The organism is Levilactobacillus yonginensis (assembly GCF_964065165.1).
In the GTDB taxonomy this organism is placed as follows: domain Bacteria; phylum Bacillota; class Bacilli; order Lactobacillales; family Lactobacillaceae; genus Levilactobacillus; species Levilactobacillus yonginensis_A.
Map to the genome: position 1 here is coordinate 547,907 of NZ_OZ061549.1, position 26,269 is coordinate 574,175.

27 protein-coding genes and 1 other RNA gene are annotated in these 26,269 nt (G+C 50.0%); 7 read left to right on the forward strand and 21 right to left on the reverse strand.

Annotation, left to right across the window (positions count from 1 at the left end):
* Window positions 1-14: 14 nt before the first annotated feature.
* The 5 genes from pyrR to AB3Y94_RS02705 all read right to left on the reverse strand — a co-directional run bounded on the left by pyrR (window position 15) and on the right by AB3Y94_RS02705 (window position 5,034).
* Window positions 15-548 carry a bifunctional pyr operon transcriptional regulator/uracil phosphoribosyltransferase PyrR gene (gene pyrR / locus AB3Y94_RS02685; RefSeq protein ID WP_125684677.1) on the reverse strand — a complete coding sequence of 178 codons (534 nt, stop codon included), beginning with the start codon at window positions 546-548 and terminating at the stop codon, window positions 15-17.
* 134 nt (window positions 549-682) lie between these two features.
* Window positions 683-1,606, reverse strand: coding sequence for an RluA family pseudouridine synthase (locus tag AB3Y94_RS02690; RefSeq protein WP_367295016.1), 924 nt, complete (start codon window positions 1,604-1,606; stop codon window positions 683-685).
* A gap of 4 nt (window positions 1,607-1,610) precedes the next feature.
* Window positions 1,611-2,072, reverse strand: a complete 462-nt coding sequence (lspA, locus tag AB3Y94_RS02695) for a signal peptidase II (RefSeq protein WP_367296474.1) — start codon at window positions 2,070-2,072, stop codon at window positions 1,611-1,613.
* Between the two features lie 887 nt (window positions 2,073-2,959).
* The gene (locus AB3Y94_RS02700; protein WP_367295017.1) at window positions 2,960-4,618 is read right to left on the reverse strand and encodes a formate--tetrahydrofolate ligase; all 1,659 of its coding nucleotides are present in this window, start codon (window positions 4,616-4,618) and stop codon (window positions 2,960-2,962) included.
* Window positions 4,619-4,620: 2 nt separating this feature from the next.
* Window positions 4,621-5,034, reverse strand: a complete 414-nt coding sequence (locus AB3Y94_RS02705; protein ID WP_367295018.1) for an EbsA family protein — start codon at window positions 5,032-5,034, stop codon at window positions 4,621-4,623.
* 37 nt (window positions 5,035-5,071) lie between these two features.
* On the opposite strand from AB3Y94_RS02705, the gene AB3Y94_RS02710 reads away from it, so the two are divergent.
* The gene (locus tag AB3Y94_RS02710) at window positions 5,072-5,479 is read left to right on the forward strand and encodes a ribonuclease HI family protein (protein ID WP_367295019.1); all 408 of its coding nucleotides are present in this window, start codon (window positions 5,072-5,074) and stop codon (window positions 5,477-5,479) included.
* On the opposite strand, the gene AB3Y94_RS02715 is transcribed toward AB3Y94_RS02710, so the two are convergent.
* On the reverse strand, window positions 5,455-6,579 hold the full coding sequence (locus tag AB3Y94_RS02715; RefSeq protein WP_367295020.1) for an NAD(P)/FAD-dependent oxidoreductase: 1,125 nt from the start codon (window positions 6,577-6,579) through the stop codon (window positions 5,455-5,457). The two genes, AB3Y94_RS02710 and AB3Y94_RS02715, sit on opposite strands and share 25 nt — an antisense overlap.
* Before the next feature lie 154 nt (window positions 6,580-6,733).
* On the opposite strand from AB3Y94_RS02715, the gene AB3Y94_RS02720 reads away from it, so the two are divergent.
* A complete protein-coding gene (locus tag AB3Y94_RS02720; RefSeq protein WP_367295021.1) occupies window positions 6,734-6,880 on the forward strand; it encodes a hypothetical protein in 147 nt (48 codons plus the stop codon).
* Between the two features lie 372 nt (window positions 6,881-7,252).
* Window positions 7,253-7,708, forward strand: coding sequence for a zinc ribbon domain-containing protein (locus tag AB3Y94_RS02725; RefSeq protein WP_367296475.1), 456 nt, complete (start codon window positions 7,253-7,255; stop codon window positions 7,706-7,708).
* A 275-nt stretch (window positions 7,709-7,983) separates the two neighbouring features.
* Here AB3Y94_RS02725 and AB3Y94_RS02730 read toward each other — a convergent pair whose 3' ends face one another.
* Both AB3Y94_RS02730 and AB3Y94_RS02735 read right to left on the reverse strand, forming a co-directional pair.
* Window positions 7,984-8,586 carry a nitroreductase family protein gene (locus AB3Y94_RS02730; RefSeq protein ID WP_367295022.1) on the reverse strand — a complete coding sequence of 201 codons (603 nt, stop codon included), beginning with the start codon at window positions 8,584-8,586 and terminating at the stop codon, window positions 7,984-7,986.
* A gap of 166 nt (window positions 8,587-8,752) precedes the next feature.
* Window positions 8,753-9,268 (reverse strand): TetR/AcrR family transcriptional regulator, encoded by a 516-nt coding sequence (locus tag AB3Y94_RS02735; protein ID WP_367295023.1) that lies wholly within the window; start codon window positions 9,266-9,268, stop codon window positions 8,753-8,755.
* Between the two features lie 197 nt (window positions 9,269-9,465).
* On the opposite strand from AB3Y94_RS02735, the gene AB3Y94_RS02740 reads away from it, so the two are divergent.
* Window positions 9,466-10,131 (forward strand): lysostaphin resistance A-like protein, encoded by a 666-nt coding sequence (locus AB3Y94_RS02740; protein WP_367295024.1) that lies wholly within the window; start codon window positions 9,466-9,468, stop codon window positions 10,129-10,131.
* Between the two features lie 365 nt (window positions 10,132-10,496).
* On the opposite strand, the gene AB3Y94_RS02745 is transcribed toward AB3Y94_RS02740, so the two are convergent.
* The 10 genes from AB3Y94_RS02745 to AB3Y94_RS02790 form a co-directional block, all read right to left on the reverse strand.
* Entirely contained in the window at window positions 10,497-10,841 is a 345-nt protein-coding gene (locus AB3Y94_RS02745; RefSeq protein ID WP_125684657.1) for a hypothetical protein, read from the reverse strand.
* A gap of 184 nt (window positions 10,842-11,025) precedes the next feature.
* On the reverse strand, window positions 11,026-11,490 hold the full coding sequence (locus AB3Y94_RS02750; protein WP_367295025.1) for an 8-oxo-dGTP diphosphatase: 465 nt from the start codon (window positions 11,488-11,490) through the stop codon (window positions 11,026-11,028).
* The gene (locus AB3Y94_RS02755; RefSeq protein WP_367295026.1) at window positions 11,468-12,589 is read right to left on the reverse strand and encodes an acyltransferase family protein; all 1,122 of its coding nucleotides are present in this window, start codon (window positions 12,587-12,589) and stop codon (window positions 11,468-11,470) included. The genes AB3Y94_RS02750 and AB3Y94_RS02755 overlap by 23 nt, the downstream gene beginning before the upstream one ends.
* A gap of 187 nt (window positions 12,590-12,776) precedes the next feature.
* On the reverse strand, window positions 12,777-12,968 hold the full coding sequence (locus tag AB3Y94_RS02760; protein ID WP_125684972.1) for a hypothetical protein: 192 nt from the start codon (window positions 12,966-12,968) through the stop codon (window positions 12,777-12,779).
* A 368-nt stretch (window positions 12,969-13,336) separates the two neighbouring features.
* Window positions 13,337-14,677, reverse strand: coding sequence for an ammonium transporter (locus AB3Y94_RS02765; protein ID WP_367295027.1), 1,341 nt, complete (start codon window positions 14,675-14,677; stop codon window positions 13,337-13,339).
* A gap of 169 nt (window positions 14,678-14,846) precedes the next feature.
* Window positions 14,847-15,227, reverse strand: coding sequence for an HIT family protein (locus tag AB3Y94_RS02770; protein ID WP_367295028.1), 381 nt, complete (start codon window positions 15,225-15,227; stop codon window positions 14,847-14,849).
* Between the two features lie 5 nt (window positions 15,228-15,232).
* Entirely contained in the window at window positions 15,233-16,375 is a 1,143-nt protein-coding gene (locus tag AB3Y94_RS02775) for a class I SAM-dependent RNA methyltransferase (protein ID WP_367295029.1), read from the reverse strand.
* Between the two features lie 232 nt (window positions 16,376-16,607).
* Window positions 16,608-16,987: RNase P RNA component class B (gene rnpB, locus AB3Y94_RS02780), an RNA gene on the reverse strand.
* A 19-nt stretch (window positions 16,988-17,006) separates the two neighbouring features.
* Window positions 17,007-17,360 (reverse strand): cell division regulator GpsB, encoded by a 354-nt coding sequence (gene gpsB, locus AB3Y94_RS02785; protein WP_367295030.1) that lies wholly within the window; start codon window positions 17,358-17,360, stop codon window positions 17,007-17,009.
* A gap of 55 nt (window positions 17,361-17,415) precedes the next feature.
* Complete coding sequence (locus AB3Y94_RS02790; protein ID WP_367295031.1) at window positions 17,416-17,985, reverse strand: DUF1273 domain-containing protein; 570 nt, start codon at window positions 17,983-17,985, stop codon at window positions 17,416-17,418.
* Between the two features lie 1,223 nt (window positions 17,986-19,208).
* Between AB3Y94_RS02790 and recU the strand changes: the two genes are divergently transcribed.
* Entirely contained in the window at window positions 19,209-19,814 is a 606-nt protein-coding gene (recU, locus tag AB3Y94_RS02795; RefSeq protein ID WP_367295032.1) for a Holliday junction resolvase RecU, read from the forward strand.
* Window positions 19,815-19,859: 45 nt separating this feature from the next.
* Window positions 19,860-22,190 (forward strand): transglycosylase domain-containing protein, encoded by a 2,331-nt coding sequence (locus AB3Y94_RS02800; RefSeq protein WP_367295033.1) that lies wholly within the window; start codon window positions 19,860-19,862, stop codon window positions 22,188-22,190.
* 222 nt (window positions 22,191-22,412) lie between these two features.
* On the opposite strand, the gene AB3Y94_RS02805 is transcribed toward AB3Y94_RS02800, so the two are convergent.
* The 3 genes from AB3Y94_RS02805 to AB3Y94_RS02815 form a co-directional block, all read right to left on the reverse strand.
* Window positions 22,413-23,396: a hypothetical protein gene (locus AB3Y94_RS02805; protein ID WP_367295034.1), complete on the reverse strand. Its 984-nt coding sequence runs from the start codon at window positions 23,394-23,396 to the stop codon at window positions 22,413-22,415.
* Between the two features lie 189 nt (window positions 23,397-23,585).
* Window positions 23,586-23,741 (reverse strand): hypothetical protein, encoded by a 156-nt coding sequence (locus AB3Y94_RS02810; RefSeq protein ID WP_367295035.1) that lies wholly within the window; start codon window positions 23,739-23,741, stop codon window positions 23,586-23,588.
* A gap of 230 nt (window positions 23,742-23,971) precedes the next feature.
* Complete coding sequence (locus AB3Y94_RS02815; RefSeq protein WP_367295036.1) at window positions 23,972-24,916, reverse strand: zinc-binding dehydrogenase; 945 nt, start codon at window positions 24,914-24,916, stop codon at window positions 23,972-23,974.
* 95 nt (window positions 24,917-25,011) lie between these two features.
* Here AB3Y94_RS02815 and AB3Y94_RS02820 point away from each other — a divergent pair, with 95 nt between their 5' ends.
* Window positions 25,012-25,818, forward strand: coding sequence for a MerR family transcriptional regulator (locus AB3Y94_RS02820; RefSeq protein ID WP_367295037.1), 807 nt, complete (start codon window positions 25,012-25,014; stop codon window positions 25,816-25,818).
* Window positions 25,819-26,269: the final 451 nt, after the last annotated feature.

Consider the following 26,269-nt stretch of genomic DNA (forward strand, 5'->3'; position numbering starts at 1 on the left):
GCCCCTTTACCAGTCTATGCCTGTTGGATCTCCACTGCATCGCGGTCGTCGATCTCACTGACGGAGACCCGAATCCGTTCACGTTGCGAGCTCGGGATATTTTTTCCCACAAAGTCTGCTCGAATTGGCAATTCCCGGTGACCCCGGTCAACTAACACAGCCAAATTGATGCTCTTAGGCCGACCCAGGTCCATTACGGCGCTCATCGCCGCACGAATGGTCCGTCCCGTATAAAGCACGTCGTCGACTAAGATAACCTTCTTACCTTCCACGGAAAAATCGATGTTGGCCCCGGTCACTTCCGGTTCCGTCTGGGCATCGTGTTCAATGTCGTCACGGTACGGGGTGATGTCGAGGTCACCCACTGGCACGGTCACATTTTCCAGCTGTTGCAAGCGACTGGCAATCCGCCGAGCTAAGTACACTCCGCGCGTTTTGATTCCTAAAATGACGAGGTCATCGACCCCTTTATTGCGTTCGATGATTTCGTATGTGATTCGGGTCAGGGCCCGTTGCATTGCCATTGCGTCCACAACTACCTTTGCCATCTGTATTTCCTCCTTAAAGTGTCACGGCGTCTGCGTCTATGCAGGAAACGGGCGCAGTTTCTTCGACAAAATGGTGAAGAAACCCGCCCGACTACTTGGCAAACCCGCTTATCTCAATAATTAGCATAAAAAACCTAGATTGCTTTGTCAACCGGTAACCCCGCCTGTAAACGCAGACGATGAACTGCCTCAGCAAAGTTCGCTGGCACTGGTGCGGTGAAGTCTAATTGCTCACCAGTCGTCGGTTGCTTGAATCCTAATTCCTTGGCGTGTAAGAACTGCCCGGCGCCCTTCAACGTCTTCTTAGGCCCGTACAGGGGGTCACCGGCAACGGGGTGGTTGATGTAAGCCATGTGGACCCGAATCTGATGGGTCCGGCCGGTCTCCAAACGACAAGCGACTAACGAGTAGTCCCCGTAACGTTCGAGGACCCGGAAATGGGTCACCGCGGGCCGACCGTCAGCCACAATGGCCTGTTTCTTGCGGTCCTTGGGTGAACGTCCCAATGGTGCGTTAATAACCCCATTTTCTTCTTTAAAATTACCGTGCACAATGGCCACGTACTCCCGTAAGTTTGTCTTGGCTTGCAGCTGCTCAGACAGACTGTGATGCGCGTGATCATTCTTAGCCACCATCAGGAGTCCGGAGGTGTCCTTGTCGATACGATGCACGATGCCTGGCCGCAACGTTCCGTTGATGCTGGATAGTGGGCTATGGTACAACAGGGCGTTGACCAACGTCTGGTCGGGATGACCCGGTGCTGGATGGACGACCATCCCCTGGGGCTTGTTAACAACGATGACGTCGTCGTCCTCGTACACGATGTCCAAGGGGATGTCCTGGGGCTTCGCGTTCAGGGGTTCAGGGTCCGGTAACGCAATGTTGACCGTGGCCCCCACCTTAGGCTTATCTTTGGGCCGCAGAGTGGCCCCGTCGACCGTGATTTGGCCGGCCTCAATGGCGGACTTGGCCTGAGAACGGGAAATGGTAGATACCGTCTCTGCGACCAATTTGTCCAGACGATCCGTTGTCGTTACTGTAAATTCTTCTGTTTGCATAAAGTTAATGTGCCTCCCGGCGGTCGGCTAAGTAGACCCCGACCGCGATTAAAATCACGCCGATCGTTAAACACGTATCGGCAAAGTTAAAGATGGGAAAATTGATGAAGTCGAGCTGAAACATGTCGACCACGTATCCCTGGATCAACCGATCCCAAAAGTTTCCAATGGTTCCCGCCATCATTAGGACTAGACCTAATTCTTCAATACGGTGGTTCTTTTGGTTCCGGTAAGACCAGAAGAAATAGCCCATGATGCCTAACGCCACCACAGCAATCACGGCAAAGAACCACATCTGGCCCTGTAAAATACTCCAGGCAGCCCCGTCGTTACGCAAATGCGTTAGCGACAGCAACCCCGGGATCAGCGGGTGTTCGCCACCTAAAGCGATGTTGACCACCACCGCGTGTTTGATCAACTGGTCGATGGCGACCAGGACCACGAGCAAAATCATATCTGCTATCAGCATAAAGTTTGGAACACCTCTCCTATAAGTCGTCGTTCTAAAGGTTGGCTTGATGTCGAATCGCCTGGGCCGCCTCCAGCTGTCAGGGCGGGCGTCTGCTGTGGGGACCGGACCAAGCCTGAGAAACGGTCTTGCCCCTCGACTTTAAGCCTTGGCAGACCACCAAGGCTTAAAGCTCGTCCCACGCTGTAAGCTGGTAAATCACCAGCTAACACCGTCGACACAGCCGGCACCCGCCCTAACAACCTACGGCTACATTAGCGTTCAATCATCAGCCACAACCGATATCAAGGACCAATCGTCTAATATTTTGGCGTCAAATTAGCGTTCATGGTCTAATTATAACTGGGCCAGTCCATCCCCAGTAAGGGGTCGTAACTCACGTAGTTAACACGGCGCCATCCAAGTTTCTTCAACCTTTAGTCGTTGTTGAAAAGTATACCAGAAAAAGAGGTGATTCGGCGTTAGATATGGATAAAATTATTTCTAGTTGGCAAGCCTACTCGATAAGCAATCATTTACTCTTAAAATCAGATTACTAAAAGTTGAAAACACTGAAGCGCCAACCATGTCGGATACAACAAGGGTTGGGTGTTGGGGAGCAATCAGACTTAGTGAGAAATTGCCGACTTACCGTTCGCCAAATTTGGACCGGCACGCGGTGTGAAGGACGGAACAAGCTAATAATATTGCGTAAATGCTGTCATTCAGGCATTTCAGCTAGCTTAGTTTCTAAGAACCCGTTTAACCTCTGACAGCCGCAGGTAAATTGCCGAGTTCTCAGCTTCTAACAAAAACACCCGTACCAACCGTCAAAACGACGATTCATACGGATGTCCGTTATCTATTTTAGTGTCCTAGCCAAAAATATATCGCAATCTTGCTTGCTAGAACAAGCCCGTGATTTTCCCATCAGCGTCAATATCCATATCCGACGCCGCTGGATGCTTAGGCAAGCCCGGCATCGTCAGGACGTTCCCCGTCATGGCAACCACGAAGCCAGCCCCCAACCGCGGCGCAAACTCGCGGACGTGGATGGTGAAGTCATGTGGTGCCCCTAAAGCGTGAGCGTCGTCCGTCAACGAGTATTGAGTCTTCGCCATGCAGACGGGTAAGTGATCCCAACCGTACTTGGCAAACGTCTTTAACTGACGTTCTGCCTTGGTTGAGAGTTCAACCTTAGCCCCTCCGTAGATTTTCTGAGTGATCGCTGTCATCTGCGTCATTAAGTCGGCATCAGCCGGTGTTAAGCGGGTGAAGTGACTTGGTTGTTTCGTGGCCGCAACCACCTTTTCAGCCAAGTCCAACGCCCCGGCCCCACCGTCGGCCCAAACGGTCGTAGTGGAAACGGGCACGTCTAAGGCTTCAACGTCGGCCGTCAACGCAGCCACTTCAGCGTTCGTGTCACTGGTAAAGCGGTTGATGGCAACTACGACCGGCACACCATACTGCTGCATGCTCTGGATGTGACGTTTCAGGTTGACACTCCCCTGTTGCAGAGCGTCCAGGTTTTCCGTCTCCAGGTCAGCCCGCTTGACCCCACCATTGTACTTCAGGGCCCGAATCGTGGCGACGATGACCACGGCATCCGGCGTCTTACCCAGGACGGGCGTCTTGATGTCCATGAACTTTTCGCCACCCAGGTCGGCCCCAAAACCGGCCTCAGTCACAGTGTAATCACCCAATTGTAGAGCCGTTTGGGTGGCCAGAACTGAGTTACAGCCGTGAGCGATGTTGGCAAAGGGCCCACCGTGAATAATGGCGGGATTGTGTTCCAAGGTTTGGACCAGGTTAGGTTTGATGGCATCCTTTAGGAGCAGGGTAATCGCCCCGCCGACCTTCAAATCCCCCACCGTCACGGGTTCCTTGTCGTAGTTGTACCCAATTAGGATCCGGTTGACCCGGCGCTTCAGATCGGTTAAATCTTCGCTCAAGCACAACACAGCCATCAGTTCACTGGCCACCGTAATGTCAAACCCATCCTGACGAGGCACACCAGAGGTCCGACCACCCAGGCCAATCACCGTTTGGCGTAAGGCCCGGTCGTTGATATCAATAACGCGTTTCCACACGATTTGACGAGGGTCTAGATTCAATGCATTCCCCTGTTGGATATGGTTGTCGATCAAGGCAGCCAACGTGTCGTGAGCCTCGGTCAGCGCGTGCATGTCACCCGTAAAGTGTAAATTGATGTCTTCCATTGGCACCACCTGAGCGTGACCACCACCGGTAGCGCCACCCTTCAAGCCCATGACGGGGCCTAAAGAGGGCTCGCGCAAGGCCAAAACGGTCTGATGGCCGGCCTGGTTCATGGCATCCCCCAGGCCCACGACGACCGTCGACTTCCCTTCGCCAGCCGGCGTGGGGTTGATGGACGTCACCAGCACCAACTTACCAGGCTGCTTGGGTGCGGCCAGTGGCAAATCAATTTTGGCCTTAGCGTGGCCGTATGGTTCGATCTGTTCTGGTGTCAATCCCAACTTAGCCGCAATTTTTTCAATGGGTTCTAACGGTGTTGCTTGTGAAATTTCAATATCGCTACTCACTATTAATCCTCCTTCATTTCTACCGCGGGCATGGCCCCTTGGATCAGACCAGCCAGTTCGATCGCCGAGTTACGAGGCAACAGAAATTGATAAATCTTCCCCTGCGCCACGATTCCCAGCCGGTAACGGGTCACCTTAACGCTGCTGACTTGGTTCAGTGGAATTACCAGGTGACGATGGTTCAAGACGGTGCTGACCGTTAAGACCCCGTTAGCCATGGTGATATTACGAAAGTGAATCTCTAACCAGCAGAGCAGCGCGAAGGCCACGAAGAGGCCTAGCGTGTACCAGTTAAAGGTCGTGACCTCCAGCCACATGATGACCCCCATGAAGAGAACAAGGAGGGTCCAGCTCCAGTTGATAATGCTGCTGAGTGGATTGGGTTGATACAAAAAACGGCGTTCCTGGGTTATCATTAGTTACAACACCTCACGAAAAAATTGGAGTGATTCTTTGTTTTCTTTATATACCGATGCCGCAACGCAACCGCAAAGCGGTCTGAGCGCTGGGGGCATCCTCATCGTACATGATCATCACCAGACACAGCTCAAGGTCGAGCTGACCGCCACGACCAATCACACCGCCGAGTTCGAGGTCGCCCGCTTGGGGTTCGAACGTTTGGTGAAACTGGTCGGTGACGCCTGTGAGACGACCACCGTCCTATTTTATACCGATAGCCAGATTGTTAGCGATAGTTTAGCCAAAAAGTATGCCAAACATTACCAAAAATTAGTCGATGACCTGTTGACCGCGCAAGCACCTTTTCAATTGGTGCTGACTCAGTGGGTGCCCGAGAAACAAAACCAGGGCGCTCACACGTTGGCCAATCAGGCGCTTCACTCTGCTGAAGAACGCAAGTAAGTCGTCAATGGCAACTCGTATTCGCTCCAGTCCGGCGTGCCACCGTAAAGCGCGGACCCCGCCAGCAAGCGACCGATTTGAGGTCCCGTCGTTAAACCGGAGGATCCCAGCCCAGAGGCGGCCAGGAACAATTCGTGTTCCGGCACCGGCCCAAAGAACGGCGCAAAATCGCTGGAATAAGCGCGAGTACCGACCCGAACGCCGGAAATATCATTTGCAGTGATTCCAGTCATCAACCGTTGCGCACTGCCTAAGAGGTCAGCGGTGACGGTGGCATCCGGCGTCAAGTTAAACTTACCGTCGTCCTCGTGGGTTGCCCCAACGATTAATTTACCGTGGCCAAATGGGATAAAGTCTCGTTCACCCTCGGGCATTACGACGGGCATGTTTTCTTGGAGCTCGTAGTCCTTCACGGCTAACTCAATCAGTTGACCCTTCTGTGGCCGCACGTCAGCGGTCACTGTTAGCGGGGCCACTAGGTCCTTCAGCCAGGCCCCCGCAGCTAAAATCACCCGATCATAGTGTCGGGGACCCATCGACGTGACGACCTGACCATCTGGTGTCAGACTGACCCGCTCTTGACGAACGGTCAGGTTCTTTTCACTGGCTCGGTCCAGTAACGCATGGACTAACGCATCCCCGTCGACTCGTGCCCCTCCAGTAATGAAGACCCCAGGTTGTGGCTTGGATAAGAGTGGTACTTTGGCCTGAACTTCTGCGGCCGTGAGAGTTGACACATCACCCATGGTGGCAGCAGTCTGCCGCCGTTCCTGAGCCAATGCGAACAGTGTTTCCAAATCCGTGGCCTCTTCACGGGTCACAATGGTGCCAGTTTGCTGGTAGACTTCGGTCCCTAGCTGGGCATCGTGAATCAGTTCCGGATACAGGTCAGCGCCCGACTTAGCGAGTTGGTACCATCGCTGATTGCGGCGTTTCGATAGCCACGGCGAAATGATACCCGCGGCGGCCTTGGTCGCTTGGCCGACCCCACTGTCGAACAGGGTAACCTCCAACCGTTGGGTTCCAGGGAGCTTGCTCAGGTAATAGGCTGCGGTCGCTCCGACGATCCCGCCACCAATAATTGCGATTTTCTTTTGCATAAACGTTGACCTCCTTATTAAAAACCAAGCAGAAAACCTGCGATTTTAATCGCGAGATGAATGCCAGAATTTAATGTTATTTTTTTGAAACATATGTTCCCCTTTAGAGAGCTAACCATGGTATACTTAATCCAATCTACAGGGGAGGTAGCTATTGGTTAAGTTAGGGCAAGCAATCAAACTTAGACTCTATCCAGACACTGAACAAGCAGATGAATTTCTAGTAATGAGTCAGGAATATCAACGATTAGCTAATATTGTTAGTCAATGGATCTTTGACCATGGGTTTCAGTTAAGTTGATTAGAAATCAACCGTCAGCTGTACAAACGATTTCGACAACCACCCTAAGTGAAAGGACTAAGTTGGGATTCACTGATAAGGGATTTGAAAAATACTTTACCGAGGACTGGAAACTAGGTACCGCTAAGTTGGTCCACAATCGGAGTAAGTGGTTTTTGCATATTGGGATCACAAAGGAAAAAAGTGATTTTAATCCCAAGGATAATCCTCAAATTGTGGGTATTGCCTGTGACCTGTGCTTTCTAGCAACTGCCTTTGATAGTGAAGGAAGGACGCCATTCTTTGACGGCAAAAAAACTTACGTAAGCAGAAAAAGTTCTTAGAGATTCGTCGGCAACTACAAGGCAAGGGTACCAGATCTGGCAAAAGAAGCTGAAGCAACTAGCTCACCGAGAGAACCGTTGGATGACCGATGTGAATCATCGGCTAGCTAAGACACTCGTTGTGGCATCTGGCTCGCATACACTTTTTGTTTTAGAAAACTTACCTAATGTGACGTTTAACACCGATGACCTGCCTAAGTCCCTACGAAACAGCCATCGTTCCTGGTCTTCCTTTCAACTAGAGTCTTTCTTAACGTATAAGGCTCAGGCCATTCAGAGTATCGTGGTGAAGGTCAATCCGGCCTTCACCTCACAACACTGTCCCAAGTGTGGACTGGTTGAGAAAACCAATCGGCATCACGATACTCACGAGTATTGGTGTAAACAATGCCAGTATCGTTGTAATGCTGACCGATTAGGGGCAATGAATATCAAGATGCTGGGTCAAGAATGGTTGAATGGTATCAAACGACCAAAGATTAAGAAGCTAACAACTATTGGGTAAATCCTGATAGTTAAACGGGTAGCCGTCAATTACCCGATGATGTTGCCACTATGAGTAGGAGTGCCTAACGGGTATGTTGGACTACTGTGTCGTCAGACACGTGAGCGACAAGCCTCTGAATTCATTCAGGGGCAATTGACTAAGAAAGACCTTCACTTGTCCATTTTAGCATACCTCTACACCGTAAAACGGTTCAGAAGTTTGCCCCCAAAACAAAAGGCCCCCAAACCCGCTAAAGAGCGTGATTGGGGGCCTATTTCATTTATTCATTAAGCTTACTTGAAGACCATGAACCGGTCGTCATCAGCCATGAAGTCCTTGTCACCGGCTGGGGCTTCGATGGATCCAAAGTCCATTTCACCACGCAGGCGCCAAGTTGCGGGGATGTTGAAGGCTGCCCGAACTTCGTCGTCGATCAGTGGGTTGTAGTGTTGCAGGTTGGCACCGATTCCGTTTTCAGCTAAGGACGTCCAAACAGCGTACTGGGCATTCCCTTGGGATTGTTCTGACCAGTCCTGGAAGTTGGCCGCATACAGCGGAAAGTTGTCTTCGAATTCCTTGACCGTCTTCGTTTCGGTGTAGAACAGGATCGTTCCGAAAGCGGCCTTGAAGCTGTTGACCTTGGCAGTCGTCTTGGCAAAGGCAGCTTCGTCAGGAACTTCTTGCTTCAAGCGGTCAATGACGATGTCCCACAACTTTTCGTGAGAGTCGCCGAACAGGATGACTACCCGGGTCGTTTGATTGTTAAACGCCGAGGGACTGTTCTTGATGCTCTCCTTGATCAGGTCGGTCAACTCGGCTTCAGACAGTTTAACGTTGCGGCCTAAGCTGTAGATGGTCCGTCGTTGCTTAGCTAATTCAATAAATTTCTTTTCCATAGTGTAAAGAACCTCGCTTTATTTTTCCCGGTTATGGGAGTTAATTTCAGATGTTGGATTTATTTTATCACTTACTTTTTGAAAGTAAAGCATTTTGCCACTGTCATTCCAGCTCACCATTTTCATTTTAGCACCCTTAGTTGTCCTCCGGATACTCATTCATCAGTTACTGGTGAATAAGGACCACCAGTTGTCGGGTAATCCATTCAGTCTCGGCTGACCCCTGCAACAACGCTCCCAGTAGAAAGGTCCACACACTGCGAGCCAGGGGTGCCGGGGCTGTTGTTAGCTGTTCTTGTGCAGCCAATAATGTGATGACGGTCGTCAAACTCTGGGGCACGGGTTGCGGCTGAGTGAGGTAAAACGCTACTGCTCGGGGGTGGTCGTGGGCGTAATGACTGAGATTGGTCACCATCCGCTGAAGCATGGTCGTAGCGTCCGCTGAAGCCAACACATCCTCCCGCAAAGCTGCGGTGAACTCTGCCTGGATTTCCACACCAAGGGCAGCAATCAAACTGGCCTTATCTGGAAAATGGCGGTACACAGCGGCCGGGGTCACCGCTAAAAATTTGGCGATTTGCCGCAAAGAAATTTGGGTGACCCCCTGATTTTCTAATTGTTGGCGGGCCTGCTGCTGAATCGCAGCGGCTAAATTCTGTCGGTGATACGGTGGCTTGGTCATGCGCCATTCCTCCTTGTAAATGCCGGTGTTATCCCTATTTACTCACTATGTTATCACCGTTCACATTAAATGTAAACAGTGATAACATAAAATGTATTCAACGCCTACATCCCAGCTGCTGGTAAAACTTTCCTAGCCGCATTCCCCCACTTTGCCTTATACTAAAAACAAACGCTAAACAAGAAAAGAGTGGCTTTATGTCAGAAAAGGTTTCGCGTCGTCGATTGATTCTACAGTTTGTTTTCTTCTGGTGCCTGTGGTTAGTGGTTCAGATTTTTCTCAACACACCAATTGAGCAACACTTATCCGGGTGGTCACAGGAGCTCCTGCTGGACGCCATCAAACTGGTGGTCTGGCTGGGGGCCGGTTGGTGGTTCGTTCACACAACAGCCCCCAATCAGCTAAGCATTTCCAACCGGCTGCAATGGCGGCCAGCTTGGCGCTTCAGTGCTGGCTACGTGGTCTGGGCGCTGATTGTGGTTTATCTGTTGGTTGAATTTTGGCTAGCACACCACGGTCTGCGCATCTCACCCAAGTTCATCCCTGAATTCTGGGGCCGGTACTTCCTGGTCGTCGGTGTGGCTGAGGAATTCGTCTTCCGTGGGTATTTCCTAAACGCCTTGCTGAAGCATACATCCCTGACGACCGCCAACGTGATCCAAGCATTAGCCTTCGCCAGCCTACACATTCCACGCTACCTCACGACGGTTCCCGCAATGAATCCGGTCGTCTGGCTCAGCAACTTAATTTCAGTCTTTGTGCTGGGACTCCTGTTCGGCTGGCTTTATGCCAAAAGTCGGTCCCTGTGGCCCGGAATCCTGGTGCACATGACCTGGGATATTTTGGTCACGTTGTTCGGCTAGCCTCACCCCCTTCTCAATCAACTTTACTCTCTTACCCAGAGAATAATTTCTCTGCTCAAAACTGAAACTTTGCTATTCCTTATTACTGATAGTAATTAAACTTGATTAAGATGTGCAAGACAAATACAAGACAAGGCGCCCTTAAAATGCCCAAACCAATCTGAATATCTACTGCTAACGCTCAAATTCGAAGAGACTTGGACGGATGGATTCTAATTTACCAGATTTCAAGCGATTGTTTAGTTCTTGTTCTAGTCGTAACTGGTGACCATCCATCACTAAAATCTCAGTAACTTAGTAACACCAAAAAGGCTGCGGAAAAGATTCCCGCAGCCTTTTTTAATCTAACAGACGTTTAGACCAGATCAAGCCTGGACCAGACGTTTCATATAACCTAACAAGACAATCAAAAAACCTAACGGTAAAGCAAAGCCAAACAGTGCTGTAACCAGAACTGGGGCCACCGTCAACGCGAGGGTCACGTCAAGAATCGCCACCAGTGAACTCACACCCAACAGCAGGCGCCACCAGCCCCGGTGAATCCGAGGTTGATACGTCAGTCCGTAAACCAATAACGTTAGCGCGGTCGTCAGTAGTAAGGCCCGGTCAATTAATGGCATCGCTAGAATTCCAGCTAATCCCAGGGCCACCACACTCAGCCCGATAAAGAAGTAACCGTACCAGCGTTGTGTTTGAACAGTTGATTTCACGATTATCGCTCCCTTTATCTAACCTTTACACCCTTAGTTTAACCGATTTCGTAACCGCTTACAACAATTAAAAACGAAACCAGCCTAGTCATTGTGCCGACTAAAAAAGCTGTAACTCTCTACAATCATAGTAGGTAGTCACAGCACACATCTTGGCATCTATTTTGACTGGTTTGTCAATTGTTTAACACCCAGCGTCTACAAATAGGTCGCCGTTCCACTCGTCACTCTTAGCAGCCGCAGCTTCACGCCGAAAGATCTTTAACAGCGTTAGCATGCTGGCCGCGCTCTTCTCCGCCGTCATCTCTGACAACGGGAGCCAACTGACTCGCCCCTCGGCACTCGAACGAATCTCGCCGGTGAAGGCATCACTGCGGTACAGCAAGCCCAGCTTTCGTTGGCCGCCATCGTGGTCGAACCATTCGCAGGTCCCACAGAATTCAACGTGCGTCAGAGTCAACCCAGTTTCTTCGGACACTTCACGAATGGCAGCTGCCGCACAGCTCTCACCGACCTCGACGTGGCCACCCGGAAAACTATGGCCACCCTTCCACTGAACGTGAATCTTATCTTCCACTAAGACTTTTTTGGTTACAGGATCCGTCACCATGATCATCGTGACCAATTCAACTGGTTGTGTGCGTGTCATCAGTAATCCTCCGTTGATTTTTCAAATTTTTGATTGCCTGCCAAGCCACGTGTAATCCATAGGCACTGCTAAAGGATAGGCACCAAGTCAAGCTGTAGCAAACAACGATGCCCACTACTGGAACCATGGTCGTTAATTGTCTGCCCCCGGCTAGCCAGACCAGTTGCAGCCAAAAAACATTGGCTAAATAGGCGCGATAGGCGTAGGTCGCCAGCCAATGTACTCGCGTCAGCCAGCGCGAACGGCCCCGCATTTGCCAGGTGGCGAGACACCCAATCAGACCAATAATTGCTAGCACGTAGAAAACAGTCGCTGGTAAGTAGTAACTAGTTTGGGTCAAGCTTATCGGCCGGCCCTGCCGCAATAGAGTATCAGCTTGCCAAATCAATGAAATGCCTGCCAACAGGGCTAACGGTAACCAGGGCCACCGTAGCTGGCGCAAGCGTGGCCACATTTGCCAAAAGATAATTCCTAAAATTGCGTACGGAAAGAATCCCCAGAAAACACGGTCCAATAAGTACCACTGCGTAAATCGGGCCGTGGGATAGATGAGTCGGTCTGCCACGACCAACCACCCGACATACAACCACGCCGTCACGCTCAGCACAATCCCCAGGCGCCGCCGAGTAGTCAGCCAATTACGCACACCCCACCAAATTGGCATCAACACGATTATCTGCAACATCATCGTGTTGTACCAGAGATGCGGCGCCGCATTCCCATTGATAAATTGCCAGCCGAACTGAACCGCGGTCGTATAGGCATGATGTTGCTGAACCTGCGGCATCAGAACCAGGTAAGCTAGGGTCCACCAAATTGTGGGCACCACCAGGGCCGACCACTGTTGTTTTAGGTAGGTGCCGTACGCCGGTTGTGGCCGGGTCACACGCATCGTGGTAAATAAGATCCCACATATAAATGCGGGCGCCGTGAATTTAACAGCTAAGTAGACCCAAGCCACACCAGATTGGATACTACGGCCGCCAGTCGTGGTCAAGGTCAGACTCAAAACTGCCTGTAGCATGACTGCCGTACAGGCAAACGCCTTTAAATAGTCGCCCAGATCCGCGGTTTCTTTAATTCTCGCTCGTCGTGCCACCAGTCCACTCATCACCTTTGTCTTTCATTCTAGCAAGACGGTTTCGCAGACGCAAGTTGCCGCTAGTGTGAAATCGGATCTCTTTAAGCAAAAATGACCACGTGCCAACTGAAAATTCAGCGAGTCCCACGACCATTGAAAAAAATGCCAACAAAAAAGACGGCTCACTGGCCGCCCTTATTTCAGGTTACGCTTCACGCGTATTCTTCTTTAATTTATCGATCAAAGCCTCGGCTCCGTAGCAGACTGCACCCAGACTAGCAAAGGCTAGTGGGAAACCGAACGCCCAGAGGGGTGACTTCATTAGCATCAAGACTAATGCCAGCAATCCCACGGCCAATACAACTAAAATCGTTAAAACAATTTTTTCCATTTTCATAATCGTTCCCCCAAACTCGATTAAAACTTGTGTGGCCCCTAACCACACAATCAGTTTAGCAGTTTCTAGGAGAAACGACAATCAAGTCGACCATTCTTAAGAAAGTTACTAACTTTAGTTACCATTGAAAGATCAAAAGCTTGTCACAGCAGGAATATTAACGTGCACTTCCGCCTTACCGGCCGCCAGCTATGGGCTGGAACGGTGCGGACGCGCCTGAGCCCATGGCTACCGGCCTCTCGGCTTACACATTATTTTGGCGCCAACTAAATCTATTGTCAGTTAGCCCGCCAAATATAGCATTTCGGATTCCTGTAGCAGCAGTCATACTAAACCACAATCTACGCCGAAGCGCGACAATTTCACAATCAATTACCATTAAGATGAGTCGGCTCAGGGTTCGGATTTTTCAGCTGCTGCAGTTGGCCCTTGAATTCTGGTGCGTACAGTTCCTGGTCCGGCTTGTAATCAGCTAACCGTTCCGTCAAGCCAACCGCGTAGTCGGCCCGTTCACCGTGCTCGCCTTGGTCCAATCCCAACCGTTCTTCCTCAGCACCAACTCGCATGGGCGTGACCTGCCGCAGCCCCCAGATGATCAAGCACCCCATCGCCGCAACAAAAGCAATCGTCACGCCGGTCGCCAATAGTTGGATCAACAACAAGTGCAGCCCACCACCATAGGCCAACCCGTTCGTCGTAATCGTCGGGTTCACGGCCTTAGTCGCAAAGACCCCGGTCAAGATACTGCCAACAATGCCGCTGACTCCGTGACAGCCAAAGGCATCTAAAGCATCATCGATTCCCAACTTGGGCTTAAGAAATTGGATAAACGCAAAGCTGGTGCAGGTGGCAATGGCCCCAATGGCCACCGACCCCAGAATCGTGACGTAGCCAGCGGCCGGCGTAATGGCAACCAGCCCGCACAACGTCCCGGTACACACACCAACCAACGTTGGCTTGCCAGTCTTCCAAATGTCTAAGCCCATCCACACCACCATCGCCGTGGCCGTAGCCACCGTACTGGTAATGGCCGCCTGTAGAGCAACACCGTTGACCGTCAGTGCACTCCCAGCGTTAAAACCGTACCAACCGATCCACAGAATCGCCGTTCCCAGCAATACCCAAGGCAAATTGTAATGTTGATTGTGACCACGGTTCAGCCGCGGTCCCAGCCAAGCGGACAGAACCAAGGCGGTGACCCCAGCGTTGATGTGCACGACCGTCCCACCGGCAAAATCCAAAACGCCTAATTTTGCCAACCAACCCGCTGGGGCCCAAACCAAGTGGACCATCGGGTAGTAAATTAGAATCGACCAGGCAATCAGAAAGAGTAACAAGAATTTAAACCGAATCCGGCCAACGACCGCCCCCACGAACAACGCTGGGGTAATGATTGCAAACATCATTTGAAACAACGAGTACGCCCCCACCGGAATGTGACTGGCAGTCAAGCTAGCTAGGTTGACCCCGGCCATGAAGACGTGGTTCAAATTACCCACGACCCCTGCAACGTTGCCGGAGAACGCCATGGTGTAGCCCAGGAAGACCCACAGTAGAATTGCGACCCCCGTCATAATGAAGACCGATAACATGGTGTTGACAACGTTTTTCTCGGAGACCAAGCCCCCGTAAAAGAAGGCCAATCCAGGAGTCATAAACAGGACCAAGACACTAGCGACTAAGACAAACGCGGTATTTGCAAGATTCATAACAACGCCCTCTTCTCTCTTAATGTTAGAAATTCTAACACCGTTTTCAGAAAAAGTCCCGTTATACTTTCAGGATACCACCCGTTTAACGGGTAATTTAACAAACAAAAAGCCCGTAAGATTGGCTTACACCAGTGCTTACAGGCTTATGAAAATTAAATGTTAAGTTTTATGACATAAGTTTCCGAACGGCCTTCGGAATCATCTTCCGCACACCACCCGCTGGATTCTTCACGTCGCCGACGTACCGGGGAATCAGGTGGACGTGGGCGTGCATCACCGTTTGACCAGCCGCTGCGGCCACGTTGACCCCCACGTTGTAACCCGCGGGATGATACCGGTCATCCAAGTAGTCTTTAGCGACAAACAACAAGTCGTCCATCGCGTGACGCGTGGGTGCTGGCACGTCAAAATAAGTGGCATAGTGTTGCTTAGGTACGATCAATAGGTGACCGCGCCGCACGGGATGGGTGTCCCAGAAGGCTTTGGCCAGATCATTCTCCAAAACGATTTCTTTTTTCTGACAAAAAACACAATCGTCTTTGATCATTGAAATTACCCCTTATGACGTGGATGACGTTGGGCCCAGAACTGGAAGTAGTCAGTCCGCAGTGCCCCGTTATAGAGTTTCCGCGTCTTCGTTGCCTTCTGGCCGTAGAAGTGTTCAAACTCCAGGTCAGCGGTCAAAATGTACTTCGACCAATCAGTCAGTGGCTTGAAGACCTGACCCATTTGCTTATAGAGTTCCCGCACGCTGGCCTGGTCACTCAACCGTTCCCCGTAAGGTGGGTTGGCAACGATGACCCCATGTTCGAGGTCCGTCTTGAAGTCCTGCACGGCCAATTGACTGAACGTGACATCTTGTGACAGGCCGGCTTCTTGGGCGTTACGCTTGGCAATCGCCACCATATTTTCATCAATATCCGTCCCAAAAATCTGAAGCGGTGTGTCATAATCGGCCTTAGCATCGGCTTCGTCACGAACCTGGTCACTCAATTCTTGCGAAACCCAGTCCCAGCTTTCGCAGGTAAAGGTCCGGTTAAACCCAGGGGCCAAGTTACGTCCAATCAAAGCGGCTTCAATCGGAATGGTCCCGGACCCACAGACGGGATCCCAGAACGGCATGTCCTTATGCCAACTCGTCAGGGCAATCAAAGCCGCCGCCATGTTTTCCTTCAGTGGTGCGCCACCCTTACCGACCCGGTAGCCCCGTTTGAAGAGACTGGACCCGGTGGTATCTAACGTCAGCATCACGTGATCCTTGTCGATCATGACTTCCAAAGGATACGTGGCCCCGGTTTCAGGCATCCGCGTCCGCCGGTGATAGACGGCTGCCAATTTAGTGGCCACAGCCTTCTTCACGATGGCTTGCGCGTCCGGCACACTGTGGAGTTGCGATTTCTTGGAACGGCCCTCCACTGGGAAAGCTGCATCCATTGGCAACAGTTCATCCCAGGCAACCGCCTTGGTGGCTTCAAATAATTCGTCAAAAGTCACGGCGTCAAATTCAGCCACGATGATTCGAACCCGATCAGCCGTCCGCAACCACAAATTAGCTCGCAGGATGTCTTCAATCGTGCCGTCGAAACGGACCCGACCGTTTTCAACTTGGGTGTCATACCCTAAGTCACGTAATTCGCGCCCGGCGATGGCTTCAATACCACTGGCAGTGGCCGCGTATAAATGGAATTTCTTCATAACGTCCTCCTAATCATGATGCTATTCATTTCATTTTCATCTAAAAGTTGCGTCGTAGAACCGCAACATTTAACACTCCTAATTTGTTGACCGGTCTCGTTGACCCGCTTGTACGTGGTCACGTAAGAAACACTACTTAGTCTTATTCAGACCAATCAACCGCCTTTCAAGGCAATTATAGCTATAAAAAAAGGCGGGAGCAAGCTCCCACCAAACCTGACATGGTGTAAATCCCTGTAAGCCATGTTTTGTACCACCCAGCCGTTTCAGGCAAACGACTGACTGGCAGTAATCATCTATCTCGAGAGTTTCCTCTCCCCCCACACTTCGTTCAATTCCATGTGTGAAGCGCCCCTACCAAAAGTTTGGGTTGCCCGCTCGAGGGGTTTACCGCGTTCCACCGTCTAAGTTTCCTTAAACGTATCGTCACTGTGGCACTTTTCAGGGATACTAGGACATAGCCGAAGCCTTAGTCGTTTTTTCCCGCCGTAACGTTATTGCTAACGTCCCCCGGCTTATTTTTTCACCGAGCACGAACACTACAGGCATCGCAGCCTGTGCGAGCATGGACTTTCCTCAGCCGACTTAAGCCGACCGCGATTACTCAGGATTTACACCAGTCTATATAATTCTACAAACGATGTGACTCGTTTGGATCATTATCTAATTGTGAACCGAAAACGTGCCGTTCCAGGTTGGATAACCGCTTCAAGATGTCCATGTTCGTGACATTTGAAGTTGGTTGGCTGGTTGTAGCAGCTTGTGGCTGACTTCCGCCCACTTGCACTTGCTTCGTGAGTTCGTCGACCTTGGCCAACAACCGTTCGTTTTCGTCTTGAAGCCGTTGATTCTCCTTAACAAAAGTGTCGTAGTCCTTGATGACGTTGTCTAAGAAACTGTCAACGTCGTCTGGATCGTACCCACGCATCTTTTGACGGAATTGCTTTTGCAAAATTTCCTTGGGAGTGAAATTAACGTTTTCCATTGATCATTACACCTCGTTATCCTAATCAAACCGGCAAGATTAATCATACCAGTTTTTATTCAAATTGGGAACCATTATTTAAATTTTCTTGATATTCATTGGCACTTTCCTGTAACCAATCCATATCAATCAACGTCAGGGGATAAGCATGCTGCTCTTGAAACCGCGCTACGGCCTGCTGGTCATACTTAGGTTTCCCTTCAACCTCTAAATCATAAACCATGACCGCCTCATCCGTATGGGTCAGCATAAATTCTTGATAGTTTCTTAACTGTTGGGGGCCATGATAGGGTTGCTCGCTGACTGACTGGTGGAAGTCGACCTGACTAGCCAGTTGCGCGTACTTTCCCCGGTTGTCAGCATTCCAGTTGTTCCCGAACTCAGCAAACGGCGTCATCATGGCAATCTTCAGCTCCGGGTAATCTGGCTTCAATGCCAGGCCAACTTCGGCCGCCCACTGTTCAACGCCCAACTGACCACCAGTGATCAACCAGTCCGTCCCGTTTTCAATCTTGTTGATCAATAACTTTTTCAAGGTATCTTTAATCACTAACAGCTTGGGGTCCTGATTACCAAAGACACCCAGCTCATAGCTCCGATACCCAGTTAGCCATAACCGACTCATTTGGTCAGCCCCCTTTGCCTTACCCTTCTTAGTTTAGCGAAAAATCGTCGACTGAGCAACTTACGTGGATAAAAATTTTGCAATTATTTCGTTAACGTTGGTTTCAATTGACTCTGGGGTGAGTCGCCTTGCCGGCCACCGGAGGCAGTCAGAGATTCCGCCCGCTGCGGGGAACGCCTACGGCCTGAAAGGCGGTCCTTCGGCTCGGTTTGAAGCCTGGAAAAACCACCAGTCTCCAAACACGTCCCACGGTGTAAAGCCGAAAATCGGCTAACACCGTCGACACAGCTGGCTCCACCTCTGACTGCCTCCGGTTAAACAGGTTAGGTAGCTTAAATACCTGAATGACAGCACTTACTCAATATTGTTGGCACGCCACTAGGTAGCCGTAAGTGAGTCAAATTTGGACTCAGCCGCGGATTTTTTAAATGATTTACTTGAAAATAGCGGCTTGAAGACGTGCTTGTGGCTTCAGCGAGGGACAAGACCGCCCTTCGGCTTATCCCGTCCTTCCCACCGCGTTCCGGTCCAAATTTGACGAACGGTCAGGCAACAATTTTTCACTATGTCTGACTAAACCTCAATACCCAATCTTTGTTGTACCAGGCACAGTGGGTGTTTCAGTGCTTTCAACCTTTAGCTAAAACATAATCAAAGTCAACGGAGGACTTAGACATCAGAGTGCCACCAATTTGATTTTCAACCCTTAGACAACTAATTACACAATGATTGCTTCATTGAAGGCTATTGACTACCTCCCAATTCATTTAAAAAATCGATATCGTAATTGGGCGTCCAACTTAAATCGCCGCTTTCCTTGCAGACACATCCACCGTCGGAATATCAACCAATCAGAGCCGGAGGTGGCCAGGGCTGGCGCCAGCTGTGAAAACGGCATTGGCTAGCGTTCTAGGCTGGCCTAGGCCGTGGGCGCCTTTGAAGACACGCGGTTTTCGTGGCTTCAAAGCGAGCGAGAAGCCCGCCTTTTGGCTGAAGCGTCCCCACAGCAGGCACCAGCCCTGGCCGCCGGAGCGCGGACATTTTAGTCCCTCTGCCACAGTCAAATCCAAGGTGTCTCCAGGTTAAGTTACATTTAAATTCGGGGAATCACGGGCTTCGAGTGGCTTTAGGAGTTTTTATTTCGCGGTCACCTTGGTATAATGTCAATAACTAGGTCATAAACTGGAAGCTTCGGTTTTCAAATGAAGGAGCGTGAGGAATCAATGACCATTCGGTATCCCAATGGGAATGCCTACCGAGCACCTGCGACGCCAACTGGACGGCGTTTCCCCAGCACCTACACCACTGACTATGGCAAACGGGGAATGACGTTGGAAGAGGAACTCAACGAGTCCAATACCTACTATGAACTACACGGACTGGCCGTTGTTCACAAGAAACCAACGCCCATTCGCATCGTCAAGGTCGACTACCCTAAACGCAGTGCCGCAGTCATCAAAGAGGCTTACTTCAGTACGGCTTCTACGACTGACTACAACGGCGTTTATCAGGGCCATTACCTGGACTTTGATGCCAAGGAAACCCACAACAAGTCGTCGTTTCCCTTGAAAAACTTTCATCAACATCAGATTGATCACATGCGTGCTTGCATGACTCAGGGCGGTATTTGCTTTGCTATTATTAAATTCGTTACCCGCCAAGAGATCTACCTGTACCCTGCGACCAAGCTGTTTGCTTGCTGGGATGCTCAGGAAGCCGGTGGCCGTAAATCAGTTCCTTACACAGATATTGCTGAGCAAGGCATCCTGATTACGCCAGAACTCCAGTTACCTGTTCCCTATCTCAAAGCCGTGGATCAGCTTCTATAGTAGAAACACCAGAAGTGAACACGTTTAAACGCAAAGGAGATTAACATGTCTAGTAACAATTCATCGTCGGAGACCCGGATGAGCCGCAATAATGAGCGCACCCAGGGCGCCGGCCCCAAACGCCCGCACAACGGGTGGCGGTTATTCCGTCGCATTTTGTTCATCATCGTTGCCATTGGTGTTCTGGGAATTCTCGCCGGCGCCGGCCTGTTCTTTTACTACGCGCAAAGCGCCCCCAAGGTCACAGAAGGTGCCCTGTCGAGTGATACCTCGACCCGGGTCTACGACGCCAACGGCAAGGTCATTTCACGACTCGGGGCACAGAACCGAAACTACGTGAAGTCGCCAAATATCCCCGCCACGTTGAAGAGTGCGGTCGTTTCGACCGAAGACCGGCGCTTCTACAAGAACAACGGGGTCGACCCCATCCGGATCATGGGAGCAGCATTTGCGAACGTCACCGGTTCCTCACTGGGGATGCAAGGTGGGAGTACCTTGACGCAACAGCTGGTCAAGCTGTCCGTCTTCTCCACCAACGCCTCCGACCGAACGCTTAAGCGTAAGGCCCAAGAAGCCTGGTTAGCCTTGAAGGTCGATCATGATTACTCCAAGGACCAGATTCTAGAATATTACGTGAACAAGGTTTACATGGGTAATGGGGTCTACGGGATGCAGACCGCCGCACAATACTACTATGGTAAGACCCTTAGAAGTCTAAATCTCGCTCAGTTGGCTCTCCTAGCTGGGATGCCACAATCACCGACCAACTACGACCCAACCAGCTATCCAGCACTCGCTAAAAAACGGCGTGACCTGGTCTTGGAAGCTATGGCTTCGAACAATGCCATCACGTCTGCTCAGGCGAAACAGGCCGAAGCGACCAGCATCACCACTGGGCTGGTCAAGAACCACCAGACAACTACCAGTAATGACCCCAAGACCACTAAGGTCATCGATGCTTACCTCAAACAGGTCTACGCCGAATTGAAGAAAAAGGGTTACAACACGACGACTGGTGGCCTGAAGGTGCATACCAACTTGGATATGGGTGCTCAGAAGAAGCTCTATGACATCGTCAATGGGAACAGCTACGTCTCCTTCCCTTCCAGCAAGTTCCAAGTTGGCTCGACCATTGTTAACCCGAACAACGGGAAGGTCGTCGCCATGATTGGTGGTCGGAAGACCGGGAACGTTACGTTTGGTCTCAACCGGGCCGTCCAAACTGACCGGTCCAGTGCCTCAACGGCCAAGCCACTAATGGATTACGGTCCTGCCATTGACTATCTGTATTATCCAACCTACGAACCAGTCAAGGATACGGCGTTTACGTACCCTGGAACCACCAAGAACCTTTACGACTGGGACCATCAGTATCAAGGAACCATCACCATGCGTAAGGCCCTCTACGAGTCACGAAACATCCCCGCCATTCGGACGCTACAAAACGTCGGTATCAAGAAGGCAACCACCTTCCTGAAGGGCCTGGGGATGACGTTCGACAAACCGTTGACCTTGCAAAATGGGATTGGCCTCTACATCTCATCCGAACAAGAAGCTGCGGCCTACGCCGCCTTCGCAAACGGTGGGACGTACTACAAGCCTTACCTGGTTTCCAAGGTCGTCACGCAAGATGGTAAAGCCCACAACTACGCCTCCACTGGTAAGCGGGCCATGTCCACTGCTACGGCGTTCATGTTGACGGATATGATGAAGGACGTTATCACGAACGACAATGGTTCTGGACGTTCCGCTGCCATCTCAGGGCTTTACCAAGCTGGCAAGACTGGGACGGACTCCTACCCTGACGACTACGCTGATCAAGTACCAAACGGCGCAACGATGGACTCCTGGTTCACGGGTTACACCAAGAACTACGCCGTTTCTGTTTGGACCGGGTACGATAAGCAATTCCAGACGGGCCACTACGTCAGTGAGTCGCAAACGGAAATTGCTCAACAGATTTATAAGTATGAAATGAGTTACTTGGCTTCTAAGTCTACGAACACCGATTGGACGGCACCAGGCACCGTGACCGCTACTTCACAAGGTAACAAGACGGAGTACTACGTAACGGGTCACGCTGGCACGGTTTCCGATACGACGGCAACTAGTCAGTACGGGTCAACCAACACCACGAGCTCCTCTGCTTATAGTAGTAACGGTCAGGCCACGACGAACAACAGCTCGTCTAAGACCAACACCACGACCACTGAGTCCAGCACCAGTAAGGAATCCTCCAGCACCACGGAACAAAAGCCTGGTGGCGGAGATGGTGGCGATGATGACAACACGGATTCAACCACCACTTCTTCCGCGGGCAGCACCGCAACGTCCACCGATAAACATACGAATTCAACAGCAGACACGGATGATTAAACTCTAGAATGCTAAAAACTCCCGTAAGTCTTGCGCTTAGTGCGTAGACTTACGGGAGTTTTTATGGTCTGAAGTATCTGTTGTTGCACTTTAATTGTGAGTTTGTCACATAAAAGGTAACGCCTACAATTAAAAATGATAACGGAGTATCAAATAATATGTCAGCGATTATATTACGTATAACAAAAAAGACACGAAATAAATATCATGTCTTTATAAATACTACTTAAAGAACAATCCACTTTCAGCTGCTACTTTGTTAAGCAAAATTGTTTTATTGCTCCAATTGTAAAGGGCAGAATCTGGATCTGAATTAATATTGATCCCAAGTTGCCCAAATCCATTTTGAAGTTGTGGGTTCATGTGGCTAATAGGCTTATACCCCGCATGTGGTTCCGCTTCAAGTTTTTTGCCATTTTCGCCATTACCACTGATAAAATAAAGCTTCCAGTGATTAGACTTGTTCGTAAACGTTTCGCTATTGGAATGCATACCAGGCATAACTTCAAGTGCGTATTTAGGATGACTTGTAATTCCTGATAAGCGATGTCCGTTACTTAAAGTTGCGACATAAGACGTGCTGTCTAACATGTTAAGCTTGGTTCCTTTAGCCGGGATTAGGTATCCCTTAGAGTTTGTTAAAGGCCCAGAACCTTTTTTACCAGGTTTGATTAACCAATCATTCATGGTCTTAATATTATTTCCACTAGAAAACCCTTTACTCATACTCTTCAACTTGCTCTTGCTAATCTTATTGCTTGAGCTTACAGATGAACTTGACTTAGACTTGGCACTCGTAGCTACAGACTTGCTTGCCTTAGCCTTCGGAGCCTTGCCATTCTTCACATAACCATGCCAAATCCAGCCCTTCGTCTTACCATTGCTTGACTTGATATAGTTATAAACAGCAGTTTTCTTATTAGTCTTAACAACCTTAGCTTGCTTAGTCCGATAGAAGGTGGTGTGCTTATAGTTCTTAGCCTTATGAGAAATCTTGCTGAGCCTAGCCGATGAATACATATTCCCCTTGGAAACATGAACGGCTTTCTTAGCTAACTTCTTATAGCGAAGAACTTTATTCTTCTTGCTGGCTTGTGCAACAATCACGCCACTACTATCATATGTAATTGGATCACTCAAAATACTAATTCCAAGACCTAGGCTTAGGGTCGCTACGATAGCCAATTTTGCAGCTTTAGACTTCAAAATAATTCACTCTTTTCTTTATGTATGATAAGTACTATTATAGTGAGAAAATGTTGAGATTACAATACTTAGCAACTGCCAACGGGTCCGTAAGATTATCATCCAGACACAATCTTACGGACCCGCCTTATTTCTTTCACAATCAATCACTAGTCTAAACGCTGTTGAAATCCGACCTAGGACACCTGGTTAGCTGAAGGCTTTCGCGGTCCCTGCGATAAGCACGGCAAATAACAAAACATCCTTTAGATGCAGCTCTCCCGTCATAATTCTCGTTAAACCAGCCCCCACCACCAGTATCATCACGCCACTCATAAAGTATTTATAACCCCGCTTATCGACCATGCTGAGACTTCCCTTCAAGTAAGCACTAAATTTAACACTGATTTTACTACGCCGTGACGGTGTAGCTCAGCGCTAACATCACCTTTGAACAGCAACCTTAATAAGCTGGCACAAAAAAAGACTGGGAGATTCTCCCAGCCTCATGCTTATTGCTCAGTATACGTTACTGGAACGAGTGCCTGAAAGCAGTCAATCTTACTCTCTTCATTTCATTTAATCCCTATGTCGCCTTAGTCGTTATCAACGATAACCTGACCCAACTCCCGGCTTTCCATCACGTACTTGTGAGCAGCCTGAATGTCGGCCAGTTTGAAGACCTTAGCAATTGGAATCTGTAAGTTATTTTCCTTGATCAATTTAAACATCTCGTTCACCAGTTCCTGCTGAACGTCCGTCGTGTCAAACACTGTGAGTGACTTGCCTGCTAAGATGAATGGATTGAAGTTCTCCACGATCCACTCACCGGCCAACAACCCAATCAGGCAGACCGTACCACCTTGGTTCAGGTGCGTAACGGAGTTGGCTAGAGTGACAGTCCCTACCATGTCGATGATTCCGTCAAAGCTTTGGTCGGTCACCAAACTGTTGTCGGTATCCAGCACCGCATCGTCCGCCCCATTTTTAACCAATTCTGGCAACATAGCTTTCCGCCGTGTAGTGGCGATCACTTTCAGGCCAAACGCTTTAGCCAGTTTAATGGCAGCTAGCCCCACAGCACTGGTACCGCCGCGGACCAACAACGTTTGGCCCGCGGTCAGTGAGAGTGACTTCAGGGCGCCAATCGCTGTATAAAAGTTTTCGGGATACTGGGCCAACGTGACCCAATCGCCGTCATAGTCTACTGGATAAAGATTTTCATCAGCGACCAGCGCAAATTCCTGGTAGCTGCCGTCGACTTCACGGCCAAAACCACCCATCATTGTCATAACCTTTTGGCCAACCTTTAACTGGCTGTTGGTGGCCGGCTCAGTCACCTCACCGACCGCTTCGACCCCAATCACACGGGGAAACTTGACTGCGGGTGACCCTCCGGCCCGCGTCAACACTTCGTAACGGTGCACGCCAAACGCATGAATCCGCATGACTGAATGGGACGCATCGGACCGGGGAATTGGCCGGTCCACCATCTTCAAAACGCTCGTGTCACCCGGCTTATCAATCACAATTGCTCGCATTATTTTTCCTCCACTCATTTAGCTATTTGCTTGATCAACAGCATTAGTATAAAGTATAACGTAACGGAACAGTCAAGCCATGAGGGGGGAATTTGATGCTAACGATTCAAAATTTTGCCAAATTATCCGGGACCACCCGGCGAACACTCCTGTTCTACGATGAAAAAAATCTCTTCAAGCCTAAAAAAGTCGCGGACAACGGTTACCGCTACTACGACTACGACCAGTTGTATAAATTAACCTTTATTCTCCAGTTACGGCGACTGGGACTCCCCATTGCCCAAATCAAAGCGTTAACTGACACGACCAACAGCGACTCACTGGACACTGACTTACAGAGCATCCTGACCGAAATCAACGACCAACTCGATAATTTGACCCTACTGAAGGAGACCCTCACAACTCGGTTCAAACAACCCGAAACGACCGCAGTCCCCACCAAGAATCTGCCGAAGATCGTCACGGGTCAAGCGAGCCTGTTCTGCCGGTCCCGCCAATCGGTCGCCTGCACCGAGGAAGAAATTGCCGAAATCTATACCGATTTCTACGAACAACTGGGAAAAATCAACCTTGTGAATCAGCGTGACTCGGGCTTCTTGACCCAGTTGCCCAACAGTAGTGCTAACGGGTACCCCACTGCTTCATTTTGTATTTTGAAGGCAGTCTCCGCACGAACCAACACCGGTGACCTGCCCTTGATCAAAAAGCCAGCGGGCCAGTTTGTTTCAATCGACACCACCAACGACACCAAGAACATCTGTATTGCGCTACAGATTCTCGCTGAATACATCGACGACCATCACCTGCAGATCACCGATCAAATGTGGCAGATGAATCTCGGTGAAAACTTTACCAGTAAGGGTGCGTCCAAACTGGTGCGGTTACAGTATCAGATACAGTAAATTACTAACTATAGACGTAAAAATGCTAGAAACAGCTGCGGGCTGCTTCTAGCGTTTTTTCTCATAGAATTAGTAATGACCGCACTCCGGCGGCCAGGGAGGTTTAACCTATTACAAACACTGCTGAAATACCTACTCATACCACTCATAGAAGCCGTTCGATACCGGATACTGGATTCATTCCTCAATAAAATACTGTATAAGCCGAGAGGCTGCCAGATATGGGCTCAGGCGCGTCATTCTGCTTTGTCAGTAGGTGTTTTCCCTACTGGCTTAGCAGAAGACCAAGCTTGGAGACTCGGCACTTTCGAGGCTTCAAGTTGTGTCCGCACCGTTCCAGCCCATATCTGGCGGCCGGTAAGGCGAAAGTCACGCCAATGAGGTGGGTGCCAGCTGTGAAAATGGCATTAGCTAGTGATTTGCTAGCTTAGGCCATGGGCGCTTTTGAAGA

Excerpts from the sequence above, each read along its gene's own strand:
- pyrR (WP_125684677.1), bottom strand. The coding sequence starts at position 548 with ATGGCAAAGGTAGTTGTGGACGCAATGGCAATGCAACGGGCCCTGACC.
- AB3Y94_RS02690 (WP_367295016.1), bottom strand. The coding sequence starts at position 1,606 with ATGCAAACAGAAGAATTTACAGTAACGACAACGGATCGTCTGGACAAA.
- AB3Y94_RS02705 (WP_367295018.1), bottom strand. The coding sequence starts at position 5,034 with ATGATAACCCAGGAACGCCGTTTTTTGTATCAACCCAATCCACTCAGC.
- AB3Y94_RS02715 (WP_367295020.1), bottom strand. The coding sequence starts at position 6,579 with ATGCAAAAGAAAATCGCAATTATTGGTGGCGGGATCGTCGGAGCGACC.
- AB3Y94_RS02730 (WP_367295022.1), bottom strand. The coding sequence starts at position 8,586 with ATGGAAAAGAAATTTATTGAATTAGCTAAGCAACGACGGACCATCTAC.
- AB3Y94_RS02735 (WP_367295023.1), bottom strand. The coding sequence starts at position 9,268 with ATGACCAAGCCACCGTATCACCGACAGAATTTAGCCGCTGCGATTCAG.
- AB3Y94_RS02740 (WP_367295024.1), top strand. The coding sequence starts at position 9,466 with ATGTCAGAAAAGGTTTCGCGTCGTCGATTGATTCTACAGTTTGTTTTC.
- AB3Y94_RS02750 (WP_367295025.1), bottom strand. The coding sequence starts at position 11,490 with ATGACACGCACACAACCAGTTGAATTGGTCACGATGATCATGGTGACG.
- AB3Y94_RS02760 (WP_125684972.1), bottom strand. The coding sequence starts at position 12,968 with ATGAAAATGGAAAAAATTGTTTTAACGATTTTAGTTGTATTGGCCGTG.
- AB3Y94_RS02765 (WP_367295027.1), bottom strand. The coding sequence starts at position 14,677 with ATGAATCTTGCAAATACCGCGTTTGTCTTAGTCGCTAGTGTCTTGGTC.
- AB3Y94_RS02770 (WP_367295028.1), bottom strand. The coding sequence starts at position 15,227 with ATGATCAAAGACGATTGTGTTTTTTGTCAGAAAAAAGAAATCGTTTTG.
- AB3Y94_RS02775 (WP_367295029.1), bottom strand. The coding sequence starts at position 16,375 with ATGAAGAAATTCCATTTATACGCGGCCACTGCCAGTGGTATTGAAGCC.
- gpsB (WP_367295030.1), bottom strand. The coding sequence starts at position 17,360 with ATGGAAAACGTTAATTTCACTCCCAAGGAAATTTTGCAAAAGCAATTC.
- AB3Y94_RS02790 (WP_367295031.1), bottom strand. The coding sequence starts at position 17,985 with ATGAGTCGGTTATGGCTAACTGGGTATCGGAGCTATGAGCTGGGTGTC.
- recU (WP_367295032.1), top strand. The coding sequence starts at position 19,209 with ATGACCATTCGGTATCCCAATGGGAATGCCTACCGAGCACCTGCGACG.
- AB3Y94_RS02800 (WP_367295033.1), top strand. The coding sequence starts at position 19,860 with ATGTCTAGTAACAATTCATCGTCGGAGACCCGGATGAGCCGCAATAAT.
- AB3Y94_RS02810 (WP_367295035.1), bottom strand. The coding sequence starts at position 23,741 with ATGGTCGATAAGCGGGGTTATAAATACTTTATGAGTGGCGTGATGATA.
- AB3Y94_RS02815 (WP_367295036.1), bottom strand. The coding sequence starts at position 24,916 with ATGCGAGCAATTGTGATTGATAAGCCGGGTGACACGAGCGTTTTGAAG.
- AB3Y94_RS02820 (WP_367295037.1), top strand. The coding sequence starts at position 25,012 with ATGCTAACGATTCAAAATTTTGCCAAATTATCCGGGACCACCCGGCGA.